This window comes from Streptomyces sp. NPDC004126 (genome assembly GCF_050275515.1).
Classification (GTDB): Bacteria; Actinomycetota; Actinomycetes; order Streptomycetales; family Streptomycetaceae; genus Streptomyces.
On sequence record NZ_JBNNPF010000031.1, the window covers coordinates 61607 to 79457 of the forward strand.

General features: G+C 73.6%; 22 protein-coding genes. 10 read left to right on the plus strand and 12 right to left on the minus strand.

Translation table 11 applies throughout. The annotated features are described in order from the left end of the window. Positions 1–56 precede the first annotated feature (56 nt). The gene (locus ACQKM2_RS26390) at positions 57–557 is read right to left on the minus strand and encodes a hypothetical protein (RefSeq protein WP_427713987.1); all 501 of its coding nucleotides are present in this window, start codon (positions 555–557) and stop codon (positions 57–59) included. Between the two features lie 185 nt (positions 558–742). Further along, positions 743–994 carry a hypothetical protein gene (locus ACQKM2_RS26395; protein WP_427713990.1) on the minus strand — a complete coding sequence of 84 codons (252 nt, stop codon included), beginning with the start codon at positions 992–994 and terminating at the stop codon, positions 743–745. A 147-nt stretch (positions 995–1141) separates the two neighbouring features. Here ACQKM2_RS26395 and ACQKM2_RS26400 point away from each other — a divergent pair, with 147 nt between their 5' ends. From ACQKM2_RS26400 to ACQKM2_RS26425, 6 genes are all read left to right on the plus strand, one after another. Beyond that, the gene (locus ACQKM2_RS26400; RefSeq protein WP_427713993.1) at positions 1142–2371 is read left to right on the plus strand and encodes a sensor histidine kinase; all 1230 of its coding nucleotides are present in this window, start codon (positions 1142–1144) and stop codon (positions 2369–2371) included. Beyond that, positions 2368–3033, plus strand: coding sequence for a response regulator (locus ACQKM2_RS26405; RefSeq protein WP_427713995.1), 666 nt, complete (start codon positions 2368–2370; stop codon positions 3031–3033). Before ACQKM2_RS26400 ends, ACQKM2_RS26405 begins: the two co-directional genes overlap by 4 nt. Before the next feature lie 133 nt (positions 3034–3166). Continuing rightward, positions 3167–3472, plus strand: a complete 306-nt coding sequence (locus ACQKM2_RS26410; RefSeq protein ID WP_427713996.1) for an SHOCT domain-containing protein — start codon at positions 3167–3169, stop codon at positions 3470–3472. Positions 3473–3576: 104 nt separating this feature from the next. Continuing rightward, the gene (locus ACQKM2_RS26415; protein ID WP_427713999.1) at positions 3577–4209 is read left to right on the plus strand and encodes a pyridoxamine 5'-phosphate oxidase family protein; all 633 of its coding nucleotides are present in this window, start codon (positions 3577–3579) and stop codon (positions 4207–4209) included. 55 nt (positions 4210–4264) lie between these two features. After that, positions 4265–5002: an SOS response-associated peptidase gene (locus ACQKM2_RS26420; protein ID WP_427714001.1), complete on the plus strand. Its 738-nt coding sequence runs from the start codon at positions 4265–4267 to the stop codon at positions 5000–5002. Positions 5003–5046: 44 nt separating this feature from the next. After that, entirely contained in the window at positions 5047–5475 is a 429-nt protein-coding gene (locus ACQKM2_RS26425; protein WP_427714003.1) for a GNAT family N-acetyltransferase, read from the plus strand. A 19-nt stretch (positions 5476–5494) separates the two neighbouring features. Here the strand turns inward: ACQKM2_RS26425 and ACQKM2_RS26430 are convergent, their stop codons facing one another. Both ACQKM2_RS26430 and ACQKM2_RS26435 read right to left on the minus strand, forming a co-directional pair. After that, positions 5495–6901, minus strand: a complete 1407-nt coding sequence (locus tag ACQKM2_RS26430) for a caspase family protein (RefSeq protein WP_427714006.1) — start codon at positions 6899–6901, stop codon at positions 5495–5497. Beyond that, on the minus strand, positions 6898–7239 hold the full coding sequence (locus tag ACQKM2_RS26435; protein WP_427714008.1) for an effector-associated constant component EACC1: 342 nt from the start codon (positions 7237–7239) through the stop codon (positions 6898–6900). The genes ACQKM2_RS26430 and ACQKM2_RS26435 overlap by 4 nt, the downstream gene beginning before the upstream one ends. A gap of 175 nt (positions 7240–7414) precedes the next feature. Between ACQKM2_RS26435 and ACQKM2_RS26440 the strand changes: the two genes are divergently transcribed. After that, complete coding sequence (locus tag ACQKM2_RS26440; protein ID WP_427714011.1) at positions 7415–7855, plus strand: hypothetical protein; 441 nt, start codon at positions 7415–7417, stop codon at positions 7853–7855. Between the two features lie 23 nt (positions 7856–7878). On the opposite strand, the gene ACQKM2_RS26445 is transcribed toward ACQKM2_RS26440, so the two are convergent. Both ACQKM2_RS26445 and ACQKM2_RS26450 read right to left on the minus strand, forming a co-directional pair. Beyond that, complete coding sequence (locus ACQKM2_RS26445; protein WP_427714014.1) at positions 7879–9030, minus strand: sulfite oxidase; 1152 nt, start codon at positions 9028–9030, stop codon at positions 7879–7881. A 39-nt stretch (positions 9031–9069) separates the two neighbouring features. Continuing rightward, complete coding sequence (locus ACQKM2_RS26450; RefSeq protein WP_427714016.1) at positions 9070–9825, minus strand: DeoR/GlpR family DNA-binding transcription regulator; 756 nt, start codon at positions 9823–9825, stop codon at positions 9070–9072. Positions 9826–9897: 72 nt separating this feature from the next. Between ACQKM2_RS26450 and ACQKM2_RS26455 the strand changes: the two genes are divergently transcribed. From ACQKM2_RS26455 to ACQKM2_RS26465, 3 genes are all read left to right on the plus strand, one after another. Then, positions 9898–11160, plus strand: coding sequence for an MFS transporter (locus ACQKM2_RS26455; RefSeq protein WP_427714018.1), 1263 nt, complete (start codon positions 9898–9900; stop codon positions 11158–11160). An 8-nt stretch (positions 11161–11168) separates the two neighbouring features. Continuing rightward, positions 11169–11963 (plus strand): class I SAM-dependent methyltransferase, encoded by a 795-nt coding sequence (locus ACQKM2_RS26460; protein ID WP_427714021.1) that lies wholly within the window; start codon positions 11169–11171, stop codon positions 11961–11963. 169 nt (positions 11964–12132) lie between these two features. Continuing rightward, entirely contained in the window at positions 12133–12510 is a 378-nt protein-coding gene (locus tag ACQKM2_RS26465; protein WP_427714023.1) for a hypothetical protein, read from the plus strand. A 73-nt stretch (positions 12511–12583) separates the two neighbouring features. On the opposite strand, the gene ACQKM2_RS26470 is transcribed toward ACQKM2_RS26465, so the two are convergent. The 6 genes from ACQKM2_RS26470 to ACQKM2_RS26495 all read right to left on the minus strand — a co-directional run bounded on the left by ACQKM2_RS26470 (position 12584) and on the right by ACQKM2_RS26495 (position 17770). Next, the gene (locus ACQKM2_RS26470) at positions 12584–13246 is read right to left on the minus strand and encodes a methionine ABC transporter permease (RefSeq protein WP_427714026.1); all 663 of its coding nucleotides are present in this window, start codon (positions 13244–13246) and stop codon (positions 12584–12586) included. Next, positions 13243–14310 (minus strand): methionine ABC transporter ATP-binding protein, encoded by a 1068-nt coding sequence (locus ACQKM2_RS26475; RefSeq protein ID WP_427714030.1) that lies wholly within the window; start codon positions 14308–14310, stop codon positions 13243–13245. The genes ACQKM2_RS26470 and ACQKM2_RS26475 overlap by 4 nt, the downstream gene beginning before the upstream one ends. Continuing rightward, the gene (locus tag ACQKM2_RS26480) at positions 14307–15191 is read right to left on the minus strand and encodes a MetQ/NlpA family ABC transporter substrate-binding protein (RefSeq protein ID WP_427714032.1); all 885 of its coding nucleotides are present in this window, start codon (positions 15189–15191) and stop codon (positions 14307–14309) included. The genes ACQKM2_RS26475 and ACQKM2_RS26480 overlap by 4 nt, the downstream gene beginning before the upstream one ends. Before the next feature lie 117 nt (positions 15192–15308). Further along, positions 15309–15698, minus strand: a complete 390-nt coding sequence (locus tag ACQKM2_RS26485) for a GntR family transcriptional regulator (protein ID WP_385764917.1) — start codon at positions 15696–15698, stop codon at positions 15309–15311. Positions 15699–15845: 147 nt separating this feature from the next. Then, positions 15846–16829 carry an ABC transporter permease gene (locus ACQKM2_RS26490; RefSeq protein WP_427714034.1) on the minus strand — a complete coding sequence of 328 codons (984 nt, stop codon included), beginning with the start codon at positions 16827–16829 and terminating at the stop codon, positions 15846–15848. Beyond that, positions 16826–17770: an ABC transporter ATP-binding protein gene (locus ACQKM2_RS26495; protein ID WP_427714036.1), complete on the minus strand. Its 945-nt coding sequence runs from the start codon at positions 17768–17770 to the stop codon at positions 16826–16828. The genes ACQKM2_RS26490 and ACQKM2_RS26495 overlap by 4 nt, the downstream gene beginning before the upstream one ends. Positions 17771–17851: the final 81 nt, after the last annotated feature.

Here is a 17851-nt window from a genome sequence, read left to right on the forward strand (position 1 = left end):
GCACGGCACCGCCGTCCGGTGCGGACGGCGGTGCCGTGCCGGCGGGTGCGGGCCGGTCAGTGGAAGAGCATGGACGCGCCGCCGGCCTCCGTGGTCACGGATCCCGGGCACAGGAAGCTGCCCGAGGTCTTGGTGGCGGTGAAGGCGCGGTTGACGTACTTCCCGGTCGCCGCGTCGCGGTCCCACAGGATGTTGGTGGCCCTGTAGCGGCAGGAGATGAAGCTCTGCTGGCCGGTGATGTCGATCAGGTCGGTGAGGGCGTTGGCCCCGGTGGAGCCGAAGGTGAACGACGGGTTGTTGTTGAGGGTGGCGGTGATGCCGCCGCCGCAGGCGAGGTTCCCGCCGGGCTTGTTGATGCTGGTGCGGTCGACGGTGAGGGCGTTGGGGGGATTGGCGCTGGTGCGGGCGTTGGTCCAGGTGCAGGTGTTGCCCGCTACGACGATGACGCCGTCGACCTTCTGGTCGGCGGTGGTGCCGAACGCGGCGGCGCTCGTGACACTGCCGGCCGTGGCCGCGAGGGCCAGTGCGGCGACGGCGAGCTTCGCACGGTGCATCATGTCGCTCCTCTGTGACACGTCCTTGTGGGGGTGTGGTGCGAGGGCGGTGCGGAGTGCGCCACGGAATGTGTCACAGCCGTCTTGAAATGTCATGCACGTGTCATGCATTGGCCGGAATGAGGCCCCGGGGGCGAGGCCCCGGAACGACGCCCCGGAAGGCCCTGAACAGGGGGAGGAGGGCGGTGTCAGGGGACGTCGGTGTCCGTCGGCCCGGCCTCGTACACGTGCGGGGCGTCGCCCTGCCACTCGATCAGCGCAGGCCCGCCGCCGAGCACCACCTCGTCGGGGTCCGGGACCTCCGCGCGCCGCAGGAACTCGATCACGTCCGCGTCGGCGTGCGCCGTGCCGAGGGCCGCGTCCCGGTCCCGGACGCGCAGGGTGACCCGGCGGCCGCCCGAGGGGGAGATGCGGTGGACGACGATCGGCGCGTGCTCCATGCCTCCACCCTGGAGCCGCTCCGCCGCCGGCGCATCCGGGCACGGACGACCGCCCCGGCGGTACCCCGGTGTACTACGAGGGGAGTACGCCGGGAACGCTACGCAGGGGTGACGCCGGTGACGGGGGAGCCGGTCTAGCGTGACGGTATGGAAACGCTGAGCGGACGCCCGGACCCCCCGTGGCGGTGGCGGCACTGGGTGGAGCGGACCGGGCGGGGACCGGCCTGGCGGTCCGCGCTGCTCGTCGCCGTCGTCCAGCAGGTCGGCTCCGGCTGGGCCGCGCAGGTGCAGAGCGGGCGGGTGGAGCTGGACTGGGCCGCGCGGATCCTGCTGCTGCTCGGGCCCGCCCTGCTCGTGGTGCGGCACCGGCATCCGGTGGCCGTGGTCTACGGGGTCAGCGCCGTCACCCTGGTCTACATCGGGGCCGGCTTCCCGTACGGCCCCGTCTTCGCGAGCCTGGCCGTGGCCTGCCTGGCGGCCGTGGTGGCCGGGCGGAGCAGAGCGGCCTGGGGAGCGGCCGCCCTGCTCTGGACCGGGCACCTGCTCATCGGCCACTGGCTCTACCGGTGGCTGCCGCCCGCCGGTGACGGCCCGGCCCCCTGGACCCGGGAGCTGGGCGCCACCGCCTGGGTGCTCGCGGTGCTCGCCGTCTGCGAACTGGTCCGGGCCCGCCGCGAGCAGTGGGCCCGCGAACGGGCCGAGCGGACGGCCGCCGCCCGGCGCCGGGCCGACGAGGAACGGCTGCGCATGGCCCGCGAACTGCACGACGTACTGGCCCACAGCATCTCCGTCATCAACGTCCAGGCGGGCGTGGGGCTCGCCCTCCTCGACAGCGACCCCGAGCAGGCCCGTGCCGCGCTCACCACCATCAAGGCGGCGGGCAGGGAAGCCCTCGGCGAGGTCCGCCAGGTCCTCGACACCCTGCGCACCCCCGGCGCGGCCCCCCGCGCCCCCGCCCCGGGCCTCGACCGCCTCCCCGAGCTCGTCGAACAGGCGGCCGCCACCGGGCTCACCGTGGACACCGCCGCCGAAGGACGGGCCCGGGGCCTGCCGCCCGGCGCCGACCTGGCCGCCTTCCGCATCCTCCAGGAGGCCCTCACCAACGTCGTACGGCACTCCGGTTCGCGCACCGCCCGCATCCGGCTGCGCTGGCGGCCCGACGCCCTCGAACTGCGCGTCGACGACGACGGCCCGGCCACCGGCGGCCCCGCCGGCGGCAGCGGCAACGGCCTCGCCGGAATGCGCGAGCGGGCCGCCGCGCTCGGCGGCACCATCGAGGCGGGCCCGCGCCCCGACGGCGGCTTCCGGGTGACCGCCACCCTCCCGCTGCGCCCCGCCGACCCGGCGGAGCCCGCCCCGCCCCGGGAGGCCCCGTGATCCGCGTCCTGCTCGCCGACGACCAGCTCCTCGTACGGGCCGGCTTCCGCGCCCTCCTCGCCGCACAGCCCGACATCGAGGTGGCCGGCGAGGCCGCCGACGGGGCGCAGGCCGTCCGCCTCGCCCGCGAACTGCGCCCCGACGTCGTCCTGATGGACATCCGCATGCCGCTCCTCGACGGCCTCGCCGCCACCCGCGCGATCAGCGCCGACCAGCAGCTGGCCGACGTCCGGGTGGTCATGCTGACCACCTTCGAGCTCGACGAGTACGTCTTCGAGGCGATCCGCGCCGGAGCCTCCGGCTTCCTGGTCAAGGACACCGAACCGGAGGAACTGCTGCGCGCGGTACGGGCCGTGGTCGCGGGGGACGCGCTGCTCTCGCCCGGGGTCACCCGCCGCCTGATCGCGGAGTTCGCCGCCCGCTCCCGCCGCCCGGCCCCCGCCGAGGGTCTGGAGCGGCTCACCGACCGCGAGCGCGAGGTCATGGCCCTGGTCGGCACGGGCCTGTCCAACGAGGAGATCGCCCGCCGCCTGGTCGTCAGCCCCCTCACCGCGAAGACGCACGTCAGCCGGACGATGGTCAAACTCGGCGCCCGCGACCGCGCCCAGCTCGTCGTCCTCGCCTACGAGAGCGGCCTGGTACGCCCCGGCTGGCTCGGCTGAACCCCGCACCCCGCCCGGGCTGCTCCCACGGGAGTACCCGCGGAGCAGCCGGCCGTACGACGACCCGGAACCCCTCCCGGAGCCAGGCTCGGAGCAGCAACGAGAAGCCCACCCTCCGAGGAGCTGAACCGAGATGGACACCCTCACCACCCCCACCACCCTCGCCTTCGACGGGCCCGGCCCGTGGATCCTCTTCCTCCCCCTGATCTGGGCGGCGGTCGTGCTCACGGTCGTCACCGTGCTGCGCCGCACCGTCTGGCGCGGGGGCCGCCCCGGTCCCCGGCAGTCCGACCGGGGAGCCGTCCAAGGGGCGCACTCGCCGCTCGCGGTCCTCGGACGCCGCTTCGCCTCCGGCGAGATCGACGAGGACGAGTACTGGCGCCGGCTGTCCGTCCTGGACGAGCAGTTCGGCCGCTCCCTCAAGGACGGCACCGTCTGAGCCCCCGTCACCAGCCCCGCCACCGGGGTCCGTAGAGTGATCACGAGACCGTCGCGCCGGGGGTGGGCCGTCACCCCCGGGATCCGACCAGGGGGAGACCGACGATGGAACGGACCGGAGCAGTGGAGATCACCTCCGAGGCAGAACTGCGCGAACTCCTCGGGCCGGTGGCGCCCGTGGCAGCCCGCAAGGGGCGGCGTTCCCTGCACGAACACCACCGGCAGTGGATCGCCCGTTCCCCGCTCTGCCTGATCGGCACCTCCGCCGCCGACGGAAGCTGCGACGTCTCCCCGAAGGGCGACCCGCCCGGCTTCGCCAAGGTCCTCGACGACACCACCCTCGTGATCCCCGACCGCCCCGGCAACCGCCGCGCGGACAGCTACCGCAACATCCTCGCCAACCCGCACGTCGGGCTGCTCTTCCTGGTCCCCGGCCGGGGCGACACCCTCCGCGTCAACGGCCGGGCCCGGCTGCTGCGCGACGCCCCCTTCTTCGACACGATGACCGTCAAGGGCCACCGGCCCGCGCTCGCCCTCGTCGTGGAGACCGAGGAGATCTACTTCCACTGCTCCCGCGCCTTCCTGCGCTCGGGCCTGTGGCAGACGGACACCTGGGACCCCGAGGCCGCGCCCTCCCGGGCGAGCATCTCCAAGGCGCTGGAGAAGCCCGAGAAGTCGCTGGAGGAGCTGGAGCGCTACTACGGCCCGCAGTACGGCCAGAACGACCTGTACACCTGACACACCGGGCCCCGGGAGGCGCCCCGGGGCCCGACCGCGTGGCAGGCTGGAGAGCATGTGCGGCCGATACGTCTCCACCCGCGGCCCCGAGGACCTGTCGGGGCTCTTCCAGGTCCCCGGTCCCGCCCCCGACCTGGTGCTGCCGCCCAGCTGGAACGTCGCCCCGACGGATCCGGTGTGGGCGGTGCTGGAGCGCGCCGACCGGGACAGCGGGGTCCTGGAACGGCAGCTGCGGGCACTGCGGTGGGGGCTGGTGCCGTCCTGGTCGAAGGGACCGGGCGGCGCGGCCAGGATGATCAACGCCAGGGTCGAGACGGTGGGGGAGAAGCCCGCCTACCGCCGGGCCTTCGCCAAGCGCCGCTGCCTGTTGCCCGCCGACGGCTTCTACGAATGGGAGGCCGTCCCCGCCGCCGGGTCCGCGAAGGCGTACAAGCAGCCCTGGTTCATCAGCCCCGAGGACGGCACGGTGATGGCGATGGCGGGCCTGTACGAGTTCTGGCGCGACCCCGCCGTCACCGACGCGGACGACCCGGCCGCCTGGTGGGCGACCTGCACCGTGATCACCACCGAGGCCACCGACGCCGCCGGCCGCGTCCACCCCCGGATGCCCCTGGCCCTCGCCCCGGCCGACTACGACGCCTGGCTCGACCCCGGGCACCAGGACCCCGACGCCCTGCGCGCCCTCCTCGCCACCCCCGCCGGAGGCCGCCTGACGGCCCGCGCGGTGAACACGGCGGTCAACAACGTGCGCAACAACGGCCCCGAGCTCCTCGAAGACGCCCGGCCCGCCTGAACCACCGGCCCCGACCCCTCCCACCCCTCACGGACAGGACACACATGACCTCCGGCACGGCGAACGGCGCCTACGAGATCCACCCCGGCGTTCCCGACGTCGCCACCTACCGCCGGCTGCGCGGCGAGACCGGGCTCGGCGCCAAGAGCGTCGAGGGCTCCGCCATCGGCCTGCCGAACTCCTGGTACTGCGTCACGGTCCGGCACGGCGGCGAAACCGTCGGCATGGGCCGGATCGTCGGCGACGGAGGCTGCTTCCTGCAGATCGTCGACATCTGCGTGCTCCCCGAGCACCAGGGCCAGGGCCTCGGCAAGCAGATCATGGCGGACCTCTCCGCCGAGCTGGAACGGCGCGCGCCGCAGGGCACGTACGTGTCCCTGATCGCCGACGGCGACGCCCGGCACCTCTACGCGAAGTACGGCTTCGCCGAGACCGCCCCCGCGTCGGTGGGCATGGCCCGCCTGTTCCCGTGACCCGGGTCCCGGGCGCGCCCTAGGAAACGAGGAGTTCGAACGACGTTCTCGCGGTTTGCACTCCGGGGAATTCCGCCGTGGCGAGGTAGGTTCCGGCCGGTGCCCGTCGGCCGGGTGGGGCCGAACACGGTTCGATCGCCCTGCTGTCCGGGTTCCATCGGAACGTGAGCGTTGCGGTCGTTTTGGCTTCGATGCGTCGTTCGTAGGAGGGATCCGCCCTTGCGGTCTGGCAGTCGTTCGACGCTACTTGGGCGTCGCTCACAGTGTTGATGTTGATGACGACGGGGGTGAGCCGGAAGTCCAGGGTGCAGGGGGTGCTGCCGCGGTTCATCGCGGTCAGGTTCAACTCGGGTTGCTCATCCGGCTTGTACTCGTACTTCTTGCTGAGGAGGGAGAGCTGGAGGTCTTTGCCCTTGCACGGCCTCGCCTCTGGGGCAGGCGGCTTGTCCTCGGGCGTGCGGCTCGCCGCGGGACTGGGCGACGGCGTTGTCGACGGGGTGGGCGACGGCGTGGGGGCTTTCAACGCCTTGCCGCCCCCTGTGAAGAGCCCGCTCTGGAGGGCGCCGAGCACCCCGACGCCGAGGAGGACACAGAGGCCGGCGGTCAAGGCGGCTCTCGACCGGAGGCGGGGGACGGCAACGGCCGCTGCGCCGGGGCCGTCGTCGGCGGGTTCGGCCGGCGAGGGGTGCGCACGGTTGCGGAAGGCGACCCGGTCCGCGGTGTTGCGGATCCTCCGCTGGGGCATGGGCCGTTGTTTGGCCCGCAGGGCCGACTCGACTTCCCGGTACACCGTGTCGAGGTCGAGGTACGGCCCCTTGCCCGGGACGCCTCGTGAGAGGACGTTCAGGAGTTCCGCGGTGAAGGCCGTATGCGGTTCGCCGGGAACGGATATCGCGGCCTTGGTCTCGGCCGCGGCGGCGATCAGGTACGTACCCTCGGTCTCGGCCTCATCGGCCACCAGCGTCACCGGGTCGTTCCCCGTCATACGGCCCAGAGCGCGGCCGCTGTAGCAGCAGTCGAGGACGACGACCTGACGCAGCGCCCGGACGCCGACGAGTTCTTCGCGGACCAGGCCGTAAGGCACGGCCGTGTACGACGCGTTCGGTTTGGACGCGGTCAGCGCCAGGTGCAGTTCCGGTGGCGTCCGCGCGACCAGTCCGTGGCCGGCGTAGTACACGAGCAGCGTGTCGGTGGCCTCGGCCGCGGCGGCCGCGATCGGCTCCAGCACCTCTGCGGCGGTGGCCGGGTTCGCGACGACGGTGCAGTTCTCCGCTGACAGGCCCCACACGTTCGGAGCCTGGAGCAGCCCGGCCAGTGCGTCGAGATTGGCTGCGACGGCCGGGAGGTCGCCCAGGGCAGGGCTGTCGTAGCGGCTCGTTCCGATCAGCACGGCCCGAGAGGCGGCCGGGTCCGGGAGCGTGCTCATTCCCCAAGTGCCCGGACCAGCCTGGCCACTGCCTCGGGGTCATGCTCCGTCATCGTGATGCTCACCCCGTCGCGCTCCACGGTGATCTGCGGGGTGGCGGCAGGCCGGGTCGCGCGCCAGGCGGCATAGGCGAGACCGAGGTTGGCCAGTTGGAAGCCGGATTCGACGATCAGCTTGACGACATCGAGAGCGCCGCCCATCTCCCCGTCGGCCGGGGTGGCGGCCGCCCACTCGATCCTCGCATGGCGGTGGATGTCCGGCTCGTCTCGCAGCCACTGCGCGAAGGAGGCCAGCTCGTCGCCGGAGCCCTCTGCTCTCAAGGTCAGCACCTGCGGCATCGTTCCCCCTCCATGACCCCGACTGCCCGCCCAGCTTAGGCAATGCGCTCCCGGCATGCGGCGGTTACGGTCCGATCCGACGGGACACCGCGACGGCCTGGACCTGTCCGGACGATCATCCGGTACGCGGCTCGGCGATACTTCGACCGGGACCTTGGGAGGGGTGGGCAGATCCGTGGACAGTGAGCTGCGGCGTGCGGTCGTCGTGACGCTCGGCGAACTCGGGCGGAGCGATGACTGGCGTGACCGGGCGGATGCCGGTCACGGCCTGGCCGGGTTCGCCGAGATGCGGGAGGCCGTGGAGCCGCTCCTGGCGCTTGTGCTCGATCCTGGTGACACCTTCGTCACCCGACGGACCGCAGAGGGCTTGCTTCGGCGAAAGGACAGGGCCGGACTGACGGTAGTCGCGTCCGCACTGGCGGTCGCCGACGACGGTCACGCCGATTGGATCCACACCGCGATCGTCGATGTCTTCAGCGTCTGCTCGGAGGACCTGGACGAGGCGCTACGGCTCTGCGAGGAGTTGTCGGGCGACGCCGACGACCGTGTTGCCCTGGGGGCCCGCCGGCTGCACGAGGGGCTGGCAGTGGTCGATCCCGTTCTCCGACCCGCATAGGGGGAGATCGCTGTCGTGAGGTCCTAGCCGCCGCTCCGGCCGCCGTCCCCCGGCAGTACCACCACCGGTACCCGCTGCACCAGGTTGTTGCCGAAGCCCCCGCGGTTCCAGGGCTGTTCGAGGGGCTGGGTCCGGCCCGCCGCGTCCGTGGCGCGGACCGCGAGGGTGTGGCTGCCGGGGACGGCCGTCCACGGGGCGCTCCAGGCCTGCCACGCCCAGCCGCCCGGCTCCCGCGCCGCCACCTCGGCGTCCGTCCACGTACGGCCCCCGTCGCCGCTCACCTCGACCCGGGTCACCGGCCCGTACCCCGACCAGGCGCGCCCCTCCAGCCGCACCGGCCCCGGCCGCAGCACCCGGACGCGGGACATGAAGTCGGGGAAGCCGGGCGGGACCATCAGCGCCCTCGGCGCGATCCGGGTCACCGGCTCGCCGGGGTCCTCGGCGGTGCGCCGGTAGCGGTAGGCCACGGCCTGCTGGAAGCCGGTGAAGGGCCGGTCGGCCAGGGTGATGTCCCGCAGCCACTTCACATGGGCCATGCCGTACCAGCCCGGCACCACCAGCCGCAGCGGGAAGCCGTGCTGCGGCGGCAGGGGCGCGCCGTTCATCGCGTACGCGAGCAGCACCTCGGGGTCCGTGCCGGTGGCGACGGGCAGGGGCAGGCTGCGCCGGTAGTCCTGTTCCACGCCCCGCTCCACCCCGTGGTCGGCGCCGGTGAACACCGCCTCCACCGCCTCCGGCAGTACCCCGGCCTCCGCGAGGACGGTCCGCAGCGGCACCCCCGTCCAGTCGGCGGTGCCCACCGCCTCGACCAGCCACGGCTGGCTCACCGGCCGGGGCGTCAGCCGCGCCCGCCCGTTGCCCGCGCACTCCATCGTGACCCGGCGGGTGACGGCCGGCAGGGCCCGCAGGGCGGCCGGGTCCAGTGAGAGCGGGGTCCGCACCCGGCCGCCGACGCCGAGCCGCCAGCCGTCGGCGCCCGGGCCCGGGCCGGCGTCGGGGATGTCGTAGTGGACCAGTACGTAGTGCAGCCCGGGCGGCGTGACCTCGTACCGCAGCGCCTCCAGCGGCAGCCCGTGGTTGCGGGCGGCGAGGGCGAGTTCCTCGGCGCTGATGCCCTCGCCCTCGGCGGCCACCCGGCCCGGGGCGCTGACGCCGTTCAGGGGCGCTTCGTCCATCCCTTCATGGTCGCCCGCCCGGACCGTCGCCGCATCGCCTCACACCGTCCGTACGGTGACGCCGGCCGCGGCCAGGGCGTCGGCCTCGTCCTGCGGCGCCCCGTCGTCGGTGATCACGGCGTGCAGCGCGGAGGCGGGCAGTACGTGCGCGAGGGCCGTGCGCGAGAGCTTCGCCGACTCGGTGACGGCGACGACGCGGCGCGCGGAGGCGATCGCGGCGCGCTTGACGGCGGCGTCGGCCAGGTCGTAGGCGGTCAGGCCGTGCTCCGCGCTCAGGCCGCAGCAGCCGATCACGGCGGTGTCGAAGCGCAGGGCGGCGAGGGAGGCCTCGGTCAGCGGCCCGGTGAGCGCGAGCTCGCCCTTGCGGGGCGCCCCGCCCGGCAGCAGCAGCGTCATGCGGGGCGCGTCGGCGAGGGCGTTGGCGGCGTGCAGGGACAGCGGCATGACGGTGAGCCGGCGGTGGTGCAGGGCGCGGGCCACCTCCAGGCAGGTGGTCCCGCTGTCCAGGACGACCGATTCCCCGTCCGCCAGCAGGGCCGCGACCTCGGCGGCGATGCGCCGCTTGGCCTCCAGCCCGTCGCGGGCGCGCAGCGGGAAGGGCACCTCCTCCCCGCGCAGCAGCAGACTCCGCGCCCCGCCCCGGTAGCGCTCCAGCACGCCCTGTTCGGCGAGGGCCTCCAGGTCGCGGCGGATGGTCATCTCGGAGGCGCCGGTGAGCTCCGCGAGCTCCGTGACACTGCGGCTGCCGCTCGCGCGGACGGCGTCGGTGATCTGCTTCAGGCGTTCTGCACTCATACCCGAATTGAACATCGGTGATGTTCGAAAGGCAAGTTTCGAACATGGAGTGTGTTTGTTATGTTCGATTGCATGCAGTCACTCGCACCCGGTCCCGGAACCGGACTCCAAGGGCCGCCCCCGTCCGCACGCCTGCGGAACGGGCGGCGGGCCACCTTCGCCTACTTCGCCCTCAACGGCTTCCTCATGGGCATGTGGATCGTGCACATCCCGGTGGTGCGGCAGCACACCGGCGCCGACCACGCCCTCCTCGGCTGGCTCCTGCTCCTCCTCGGGGCCGGCGCCTTCGCCGGCATGCGGCTGGCCGGACCGCTCACCGACCGCTTCGGTGCGCAGGTGACCGTCCCCGCCGGCGCCGCCCTGTGCGCCATCGCCCTCGTACCGCCCGCCTGGGCGGCCGACGCGCCCGCGCTCGGCGCCGCACTGCTGCTGCTCGGCTTCGGCAACGGCTGCCTCGACGTCGGCATGAACACGCACGCCGTCCAGGTGGAACGCGGCTACGGGCGCCCCGTCATGTCCGCGTTCCACGCCGTCTTCTCCGTCGGCGGCGCCCTCGCCGCCCTGGCCGGCGCCGCCGCCCTGGGCGCGGGCCTCCCGGCCGCCGCCACCCTCGGGGCCACCGCCCTCGGCGGCCTCCTCCTCGCGCTCCTCGCCGCCCCCGCCCTGCTGGACCCGGACCCCGCGCCGGACCCCGCCCAGGCCCCCGCCCCGGCCGCGCGCACCGCCCGCCGGGCCGGGCCGCGCGTGCGGATGCTCGCCGTACTCGCCTTCCTGCTGATGCTCTGCGAGGGCGTCGCGAACGACTGGAGCGCGCTCCACCTGGAGGACTCCCTCGGCGCACCCGCCGCCACCGCCGCCCTCGCCTACGGGGCCTTCGCCACCGCCATGACCGCCGGGCGGTTCCTCGCCGACCGGGTGGCGGCGCGCACCGGACCGGTAGCGGTCCTGCGCTACGGTGCCGCCCTCGCCGCGGCCGGCCTGGCCCTGGCCGTGGCCGCGCCCGGCGTCCCGGCCGCCCTCGCCGGCTGGACCCTCTTCGGCGCCGGCCTCTCCGGCTGCGTCCCGCAGCTCTTCAGCGCGGCCGGCCACGCCGATCCGGAGGCCGCCGGGGCCAACGTCGCCCGGGTCGCGGGCCTCGGCTACCTCGGCATGCTCGCCGGCCCCGCGGTGATCGGCCCGCTGACCCGCCTCGTACCGCTCGGCCCGGCCCTGCTGCTCCCGGTGGCCTGCTGCGCCTTCGCGGCCCTCGCCGCCGGCGCGCTGCGGCCGCGGGACCCGGGCGGCCGGACGCCGGCCGTGTCGCGGCAGCGCCCCGGGGCCGGCGCGGGTCGATAGTGGGGGCTGTGAGCGACTCGGAGCGGGATTCCGGGGACCAGGGCGCCGCCGAGGCGGCCGCCTGGTCCGGGCGTGAGGGAGCGCGGGCCTTCGCCGCGCTGGAGGCGGCCACGGACTGGCTGCTCGGCTACCCGTTCGTTTTCCGGGCCCTGGCCCGGCGGCGGATCGGTGCCGGGGCGGTCCTCGTGGACTACGGATGCGGCCCCGGCAAGGTCGCCGGGTACGCCGCCCGGCTGCTGGGGGCGCGGGTGGTGGGGGTGGACACCTCGCCCGAGATGCTGGCCCTGGCCCGCGCCTCGGACACCGGAGCGGCCGAATACCACCTGGTCGAGGACGGCCGGGTGGCCGGCCTGGCGGACGGCGCCGCGGACGCGGTCATGTGCAGCCACGTGCTCGCCTCGCTGCCGGACCAGGACGCGGTGCTGGCCGTGTTCCGGGAGGTCCGCCGACTGCTGCGGCCCGGCGGCCCGTTCGTCCTGCTGGCCACCGACCCGGCCTGCACCGGTACGGAGTACGCCTCCCTCCGGATCGGCGAGCCGGGCGCGGTGTACGCGCCGGGCCAGGAGCTGACCGTACGGCTGAGGCGGACCGACGGTTCCTGGCAGGAGGTCCGCAACCACGCCTGGCCCGTCGGCCTCCTGCCCGGACTGCTGGAGCGGGCCGGCTTCCGGGACGTGGTCCAGCACCGCCCGACGGTCGCGGAGGCGGGGGAGGCGGCGGACCCGGGCCTGGTGGGCGGCCGCCCCTGGGCGGCGGAACGGGAGAGGCCGCCGCTGGTGGTCACCACGGCCGCGGCCGCCTGAAGCGGAATGGGCGACGGCCGGCGGCCCAGCCTCCGAACATCCTTATGTCAGGCAATAGTTCGACTTCACGGGAATCAAGTCGAAAGTCAGACAATCCTGTGATTCGTGTGGCAGCCTGCTGCGCACGGCAGGGGGCGCGAAGGCGCCCGGCCGTGACCGGGGAGGTCACATGCGTGGATCACTGCTGCGTAAGTCCCGTGCGGCGCTGACGGGTTCCCTGATGGCGCTCGGCGTCGTCGGCCTGAGCGCCGCTCCGGCCAGCGCCTGGACGGGAGGGAACGTCTGGGTCAACTTCGGCAGCTGGAACTGCCCGGCCGGCGGCTCCGTCGTCGGGGTGTACTGGGGGGTGGACGCCTATTCCAGCGGCCCCGCTTCCGGGGACTGGGGCGACAACGTCATCTACCCGCGCGTCCGGGTGGGGTCGGGGGCCTACAACACCCTGAGCTACCAGACGATGTGCAAGAAGTGGGGCTGGTACACGTACCGCGGTGTGGTGGGCCAGCGGACGCTGACCCCGTACAAGTCGGGCCTGAGCTACACCTACTGACCGGACGGCGGCGGCGCCCCCTCCGCCAGGGGGGCGCCGCCGTCCGCCGCGTCCGGGGGCGGGGGCGGGGCGGTCAGCGCCGGAGGATCCGGCGTGAGACGCGGTCGCCCAGGAACTGGGCCGACTGCACCAGCACGATCAGGACCAGTACCGTCACCACCATCACGGACGTGTCGAAGCGCAGGTACCCGTACGTCATGGCCAGGTTGCCCACCCCGCCGCCGCCGACCGTGCCCGCCACCGCGGAGAAGTCGATCAGCGCGACGAGCATGAAGGTCAGGCCGAGGACCAGCGGCCCGAGGGCCTCCGGGACCAGCACCGTGAGCAGGATCCGCAGCGGGCCGGCGCCCATCGAACGGGCCGCCTCGACGACGCCCGGCTCCACGGCCAGCAGGTTGGACTCCACGATCCGGGCGATCCCGAAAGTGGCCACGACCGTCATCGGGAACACCGCGGCATCGGTGCCGATCATGGTGCCGACCACCGCCCGGGTGACGGGGGCCAGGGCCACGATCGCGATGATGAAGGGGACGGGCCGGATGACGTTGATGAACGTACCGAGCACCGCGTGCACGACCCGGTTGGGCAGGACGCCGCCCTTGCGCGTCGCGTAGAGGGCGAGCCCGACGGCGAGGCCGCCCACGCTGGACAGGGCGAGGGTGATCAGCACCATGTAGACGGTCTCGCCGGTCGCGTCGAGGACCTTCGGCCAGAAGGTGCTCCAGTCCGCCTTCACCGCACACCCGCCTTCCGGCGGCCGGACCGGGCCAGGCCCGCTTCGACGGCCTCGACCGCCGCCCGTTCGCCCCGCAGTTCGATGGTCACGCTGCCCAGCGGGCGCCCGCGGACCTCGCCGACCCCGCCGTGGACGAAGGAGAAGTCGACGCCGTGCTCGCGCAGGAGCGGCGAGAGGCCTTCCATGACCGGTACGCCGTCGACGACCGGTACGGTCACGAGCCGCCCCGGATGGCGGGCCCGCAGGCGCTCCAGGAGCTCGCCCTCCGGTTCGGCGTGCAGTGCCGAGCGGACGAAGGCGGCCGTGGTGGGGTGCCGCGGCCGCGCGAAGACCTCGTACACCTCGCCCGTCTCGACGACGCGGCCGTCCTCCATGACCGCCACCCGGTCGCAGAGGCTTCGTACGACCTCCATCTCGTGGGTGATCAGCACGATGGTGACGCCCAGCTCGCGGTTGACCCGGCGGAGCAGGGCCAGCACCTCGCCGGTCGTCTGCGGGTCGAGCGCGGACGTGGCCTCGTCGCACAGCAGCACCTTGGGGCGGGTGGCGAGGGCGCGGGCGATGCCGACCCGCTGCCGCTGCCCGCCGGAGAGCTGTTCGGGGTAGCGCTTGCCGTGCCCGGAGAGCCCGACGAACTCCAGCGTCTCCTCGGCGCGCGCCCGGGCGGCGGCGCGGTCCAGGCCGGCCAGGCGCAGCGGGTAGAGGACGTTGCCGAGGACGGTGCGGGAGCGGAAGAGGTTGAACTGCTGGAAGATCATGCCGATCTCCCTGCGTACGGGCCGCAGTCCGCGCTCGCCGAGGGCGGCCAGGTCGTGCCCGTCGACCAGGACGCTGCCCGAGGTGGGCTCCTCCAGGCCGTTGACCAGGCGCAGCAGGGTGGACTTGCCGGCGCCGCTGTGTCCGACGACCCCGAAGACGGTTCCCGCGCCGACGGTCAGGCTGACGTCGTCCACGGCGACGGCCCCGCCGGGGAACTCCTTGCGGACGGCGCGGAACTCGACCGCCGGGCGGTCGGGGGTGGCACGGTCGGCGGCCGCCGGGCGGCCGGGGGCTGCGGCGGTCACTTGGCCAGCTGCTCGGTGATGCGGGCCAGTTCGGCCTGGAGCTCCGGTGCGGGCAGATCGATGTGGTGGGCCGTGCCGTTGCTGGTGCGGCGGACCTCGTCCTGGACGGCCTTGGAGGCGTACAGCTTCACGATCTTCGCGTAGTCCGGGTCGTCCTTGCGGTCCGCGCGGGCGGCGATGACGTTGAGGTACGGGACGGACTGCGGGCTCGCCGGGTCGTCCTTGAACAGGGCGGTACCGGCGTCGATGCCGGCGAGTTCGGCGACCCCGTCGTTGATGATCGCGGCGTCCGCGTCCTTGAGGGTGCGCGGGGTCTGCTGGGCGTTCACCGGGGTGATCTTGATGTGCTTGGGGTTGGCGGTGATGTCGTCGGGGGTGGCGAAGAGCCCGGCGTCCTTCTTCAGCTCGATGACCTTGGCCTGTTCCAGGACGCGCAGTCCGCGGCCCTGGTTGGCGGGGTCGTTGGGCAGGGTGACCGAGGCGCCGTCGGGGAGGTCGGCGAGCTGCTTGTGCTTGCCGGAGTAGAGGCCGAGCGGTACGACGGTGGTCGCGGCGACGGGGGCGATGTCGGTCTTGTTCTCGGTGTTGGACTGGGCGAGGAAGACCAGGTGCTGGAAGGCGTTGAGCTCGATGTCGCCCGCGCTGAGCGCCTTGTTGGGCAGCGAGTAGTCGTCGAAGACCACCGTCTCGACGGTGAGGCCCTCCTTCTTGGCCTCCTTGGCGAGGACATCCCACTCGGGGGAGTCCCCCGAGACGCCGACGCGGATGCGCTTGCCGTCCGGGCCCCCGAACCCGCAGCCGGAGACGAGCAGCGCGAGAGCGGTCGCGGTGGTGGTGAGGGCGAGGGCGGTGCGGCGGCGGCGCGGCGGTGCAGAAGACATCGTGGATCCAGAGGTAGAAGAACGCATCGAGCGAGGTACCTGTGAACGGTAGGCATGGATCCGCGTTTTATCTTGATATGAAAGATCGTATTCACGATCCTGCAACGAATGAAAGGTTCAGGGGGTGGGTGGGTAGTACTCGCCGAGTACCGCGCCGAAGAGTGTCGACACGTCGCGGGCGCTCAGCCCCTGCTCGCGGGCCTCGCGCATCCACTCCCCGAGCCCCGTGCGCAGCGGGGACTCCGGCGCGGTCTGCGGGGTGGCCAGCGAGCGGGTGATGAAGGTGCCGGAGCCCTGGCGCACCTCGACGAGGCCGGAACGCTCCAGCTCGCGGTAGGCCTTGAGCGTGGTGTTGGGGTTGACCTTCGTGGTGGCGGCGACCTGCGCCGCCGTGGGCAGCTTGTCGCCCTCGGCCAGCGCCCCCATCCGCAGGGCCTGTTCCACCTGCTGCACGATCTGGAGGTAGGCGGGCAGGCCGCTGCGGCGTTCGATGCGAAACACGACCACGGTGCCCGCCTCCTTGCTGCTTCTCGGTCCGTCGGGGTTCCGGGGGTTCCGGACGTCCCGGGGGTTCCGGGGGTCCCGGGGGATTTGGAGTTTCCGGGATCCCGGGGGTGACGTTCCAGCCTAGGCCGTCCGCGGGGGTGGTCCGGCTCAGAGCGCCGAGTGCCGGGCCCACCGCAGGAACGCGCCCACCAGCAGCGCGGTCAGCCCGAGGAAGATCCCGGCCGCGGTCCACTGCATGCCCGCCATCTGGTCGGGCCCGAAGTACTCCCAGACCGAGTTGACGATGCCCAGCGAGGCCCGGCAGCCCTCCGGTGAACTGTCGTGCACGCAGGTCCCCCAGCCGTAGAGCCTGCCGGAGGCGGTCCCGACCCACTGGTCCACCTGCACCACGTGGTCGAGCGCGGCCGGCTGGGCGGAACCCAGCGGAAAGGCGAGCGACCGGGGCGTCGCGAGCCGCTTCCGGAGCAGCTCCGCCGCGAGGAGGGCGGTGTACGAGGCGAAGAACGTCGCCACCATCGCCGGCAGCGACCGGCGGGCCAGTGCGCCGATCGTGATGCCGAGCGCGGTGCAGAACAGGGCCGAGGCCGCCAGGACCGGTCCGGTGGCCCCGAACACCGGGCCGTTCAGCCAGTCGCGGGGGGCGAGCGGGCCGACGGAGTCCAGCCACCAGGAGTAGAGCAGGCTCAGGACCACCGACGGCACCGCCGCCAGTGCCAGGGCGAAGCACAGCTTCCACAGCAGCCAGCGGCCGCGCGGGACGGACTGGGTGGCGATCAGCCGGGCCGTCCCGTGCTCCCGGTCGGCGGAGATCAGCGGGGCGCCGAGCAGGACGCCGAACAGCACGGGGAGGAAGGCGAGCGTGCTGCCGAAGGAGTCCAGGTCGTTCGCGGCCCGGTCGTAGGCGGCCTGGTCGACGGTGCGGGGTGAGGCGACCGGCCAGCCGGTGGCGTGCAGGGCGTCCAGCATCGCGGCGCGCTGGTAGAGGACCCAGGCCGCTCCGGCGAGCGTCAGGACTGCGCAGGTGATCACGGCGGTGCGGTGCTGGCGGGCCATGAGCCAGGCGAGCCCGCGCAGCCGGCGCGGGCGGGCGGTGACCGCGGGGGCGGTGGCGGTGGCGGTGGGTGCGCTCATGCCGCGCACTCCTCTCGGTGCAGCGGGGCGGCGGTGGGGGAGAGCAGCGCGGGGGCCCCGGGTGAGCGGAGGTAGGCGAGCAGCACCTCCTCCATGCTCGGTTCCGCCTGCTGCCACGCCTCGTCCAGCGGGCCCTGGCGCCGCACCAGCGCGGTGAAGTGGCGTCCTGAGGTCCGCACTTCGATGACGGTGTGGTCGTCCAGGGAGGCCGGCGGCCCGCTCTCCGTGCACACGCCGCTGACCAGGGTGTGCATGGGGACCAGCTCGTCGGCCTCGCCGGCCATCCGGACCCGGCCGTCGGAGAGCACGAGTACGTAGTCGCACATCGGCTCGATCTCGCTCAGCAGGTGGGAGGACATCACGACGGTGGTCCCGTGCTCGGCCGCCTCGGACAGCAGCAGGGCGCCCATCTCGTCGCGGGCCACCGGGTCCAGATCGGCCATCGGTTCGTCCAGCAGCAGCAGTTCGGGGCGCTTGCCGAAGGCCAGCGCGAAGGCCACGCGGGTGCGTTGACCGCCCGACAGGTCACCCACGCGGGCGTCCTGCGGGACCATCCCCGCGCGGACGATGCGCTCGGCCACCGCCTGGTCCCAGCCCGGGTTGAGTTCCTGGCCCAGCCGCAGGGTCTGCGCCACCGTGAACCGCTTGAACAGCGGCTTGTCCTGCGCGAGATAGGCCCACAGCGGCATGGAGGCCCGGGAGCCCGCGGGCGTGCCGAAGACCCTCAGCTCGCCGGCCGAGGGCCGGGCGAGGCCGGCCGCCAGGCTCAGCAGGGTGCTCTTGCCCGCCCCGTTGGGCCCCACCAGGGCGGTGACGCGGCCGGCGGGTATCCGGAAGGAGCAGTCCCGCAGTGCCCAGCCGCGCCGGTACTTCTTGCCCAGCCCGCGCGCCTCCAGGGCCCATCGGCCGGCGGCCGCGCCGGAAGTGGTCGTGTCGTGCACAGCCTCCCCCTTTTCACTGAATCCACTAGATGAGTAATGGAATAATGGGGCGAGGGTGCGGCCCTGTCAAACGGCGGTGGC

Coding starts and splice junctions, on each gene's coding strand:
- ACQKM2_RS26480 (WP_427714032.1), bottom strand. CDS start 15,191: ATGTCTTCTGCACCGCCGCGCCGCCGCCGCACCGCCCTCGCCCTCACC.
- ACQKM2_RS26400 (WP_427713993.1), top strand. CDS start 1,142: ATGGAAACGCTGAGCGGACGCCCGGACCCCCCGTGGCGGTGGCGGCAC.
- ACQKM2_RS26430 (WP_427714006.1), bottom strand. CDS start 6,901: ATGAGCACGCTCCCGGACCCGGCCGCCTCTCGGGCCGTGCTGATCGGA.
- ACQKM2_RS26395 (WP_427713990.1), bottom strand. CDS start 994: ATGGAGCACGCGCCGATCGTCGTCCACCGCATCTCCCCCTCGGGCGGC.
- ACQKM2_RS26445 (WP_427714014.1), bottom strand. CDS start 9,030: ATGGACGAAGCGCCCCTGAACGGCGTCAGCGCCCCGGGCCGGGTGGCC.
- ACQKM2_RS26415 (WP_427713999.1), top strand. CDS start 3,577: ATGGAACGGACCGGAGCAGTGGAGATCACCTCCGAGGCAGAACTGCGC.
- ACQKM2_RS26420 (WP_427714001.1), top strand. CDS start 4,265: ATGTGCGGCCGATACGTCTCCACCCGCGGCCCCGAGGACCTGTCGGGG.
- ACQKM2_RS26435 (WP_427714008.1), bottom strand. CDS start 7,239: ATGCCGCAGGTGCTGACCTTGAGAGCAGAGGGCTCCGGCGACGAGCTG.
- ACQKM2_RS26465 (WP_427714023.1), top strand. CDS start 12,133: ATGCGTGGATCACTGCTGCGTAAGTCCCGTGCGGCGCTGACGGGTTCC.
- ACQKM2_RS26455 (WP_427714018.1), top strand. CDS start 9,898: ATGCAGTCACTCGCACCCGGTCCCGGAACCGGACTCCAAGGGCCGCCC.
- ACQKM2_RS26425 (WP_427714003.1), top strand. CDS start 5,047: ATGACCTCCGGCACGGCGAACGGCGCCTACGAGATCCACCCCGGCGTT.
- ACQKM2_RS26390 (WP_427713987.1), bottom strand. CDS start 557: ATGATGCACCGTGCGAAGCTCGCCGTCGCCGCACTGGCCCTCGCGGCC.
- ACQKM2_RS26410 (WP_427713996.1), top strand. CDS start 3,167: ATGGACACCCTCACCACCCCCACCACCCTCGCCTTCGACGGGCCCGGC.
- ACQKM2_RS26450 (WP_427714016.1), bottom strand. CDS start 9,825: ATGAGTGCAGAACGCCTGAAGCAGATCACCGACGCCGTCCGCGCGAGC.
- ACQKM2_RS26490 (WP_427714034.1), bottom strand. CDS start 16,829: ATGAGCGCACCCACCGCCACCGCCACCGCCCCCGCGGTCACCGCCCGC.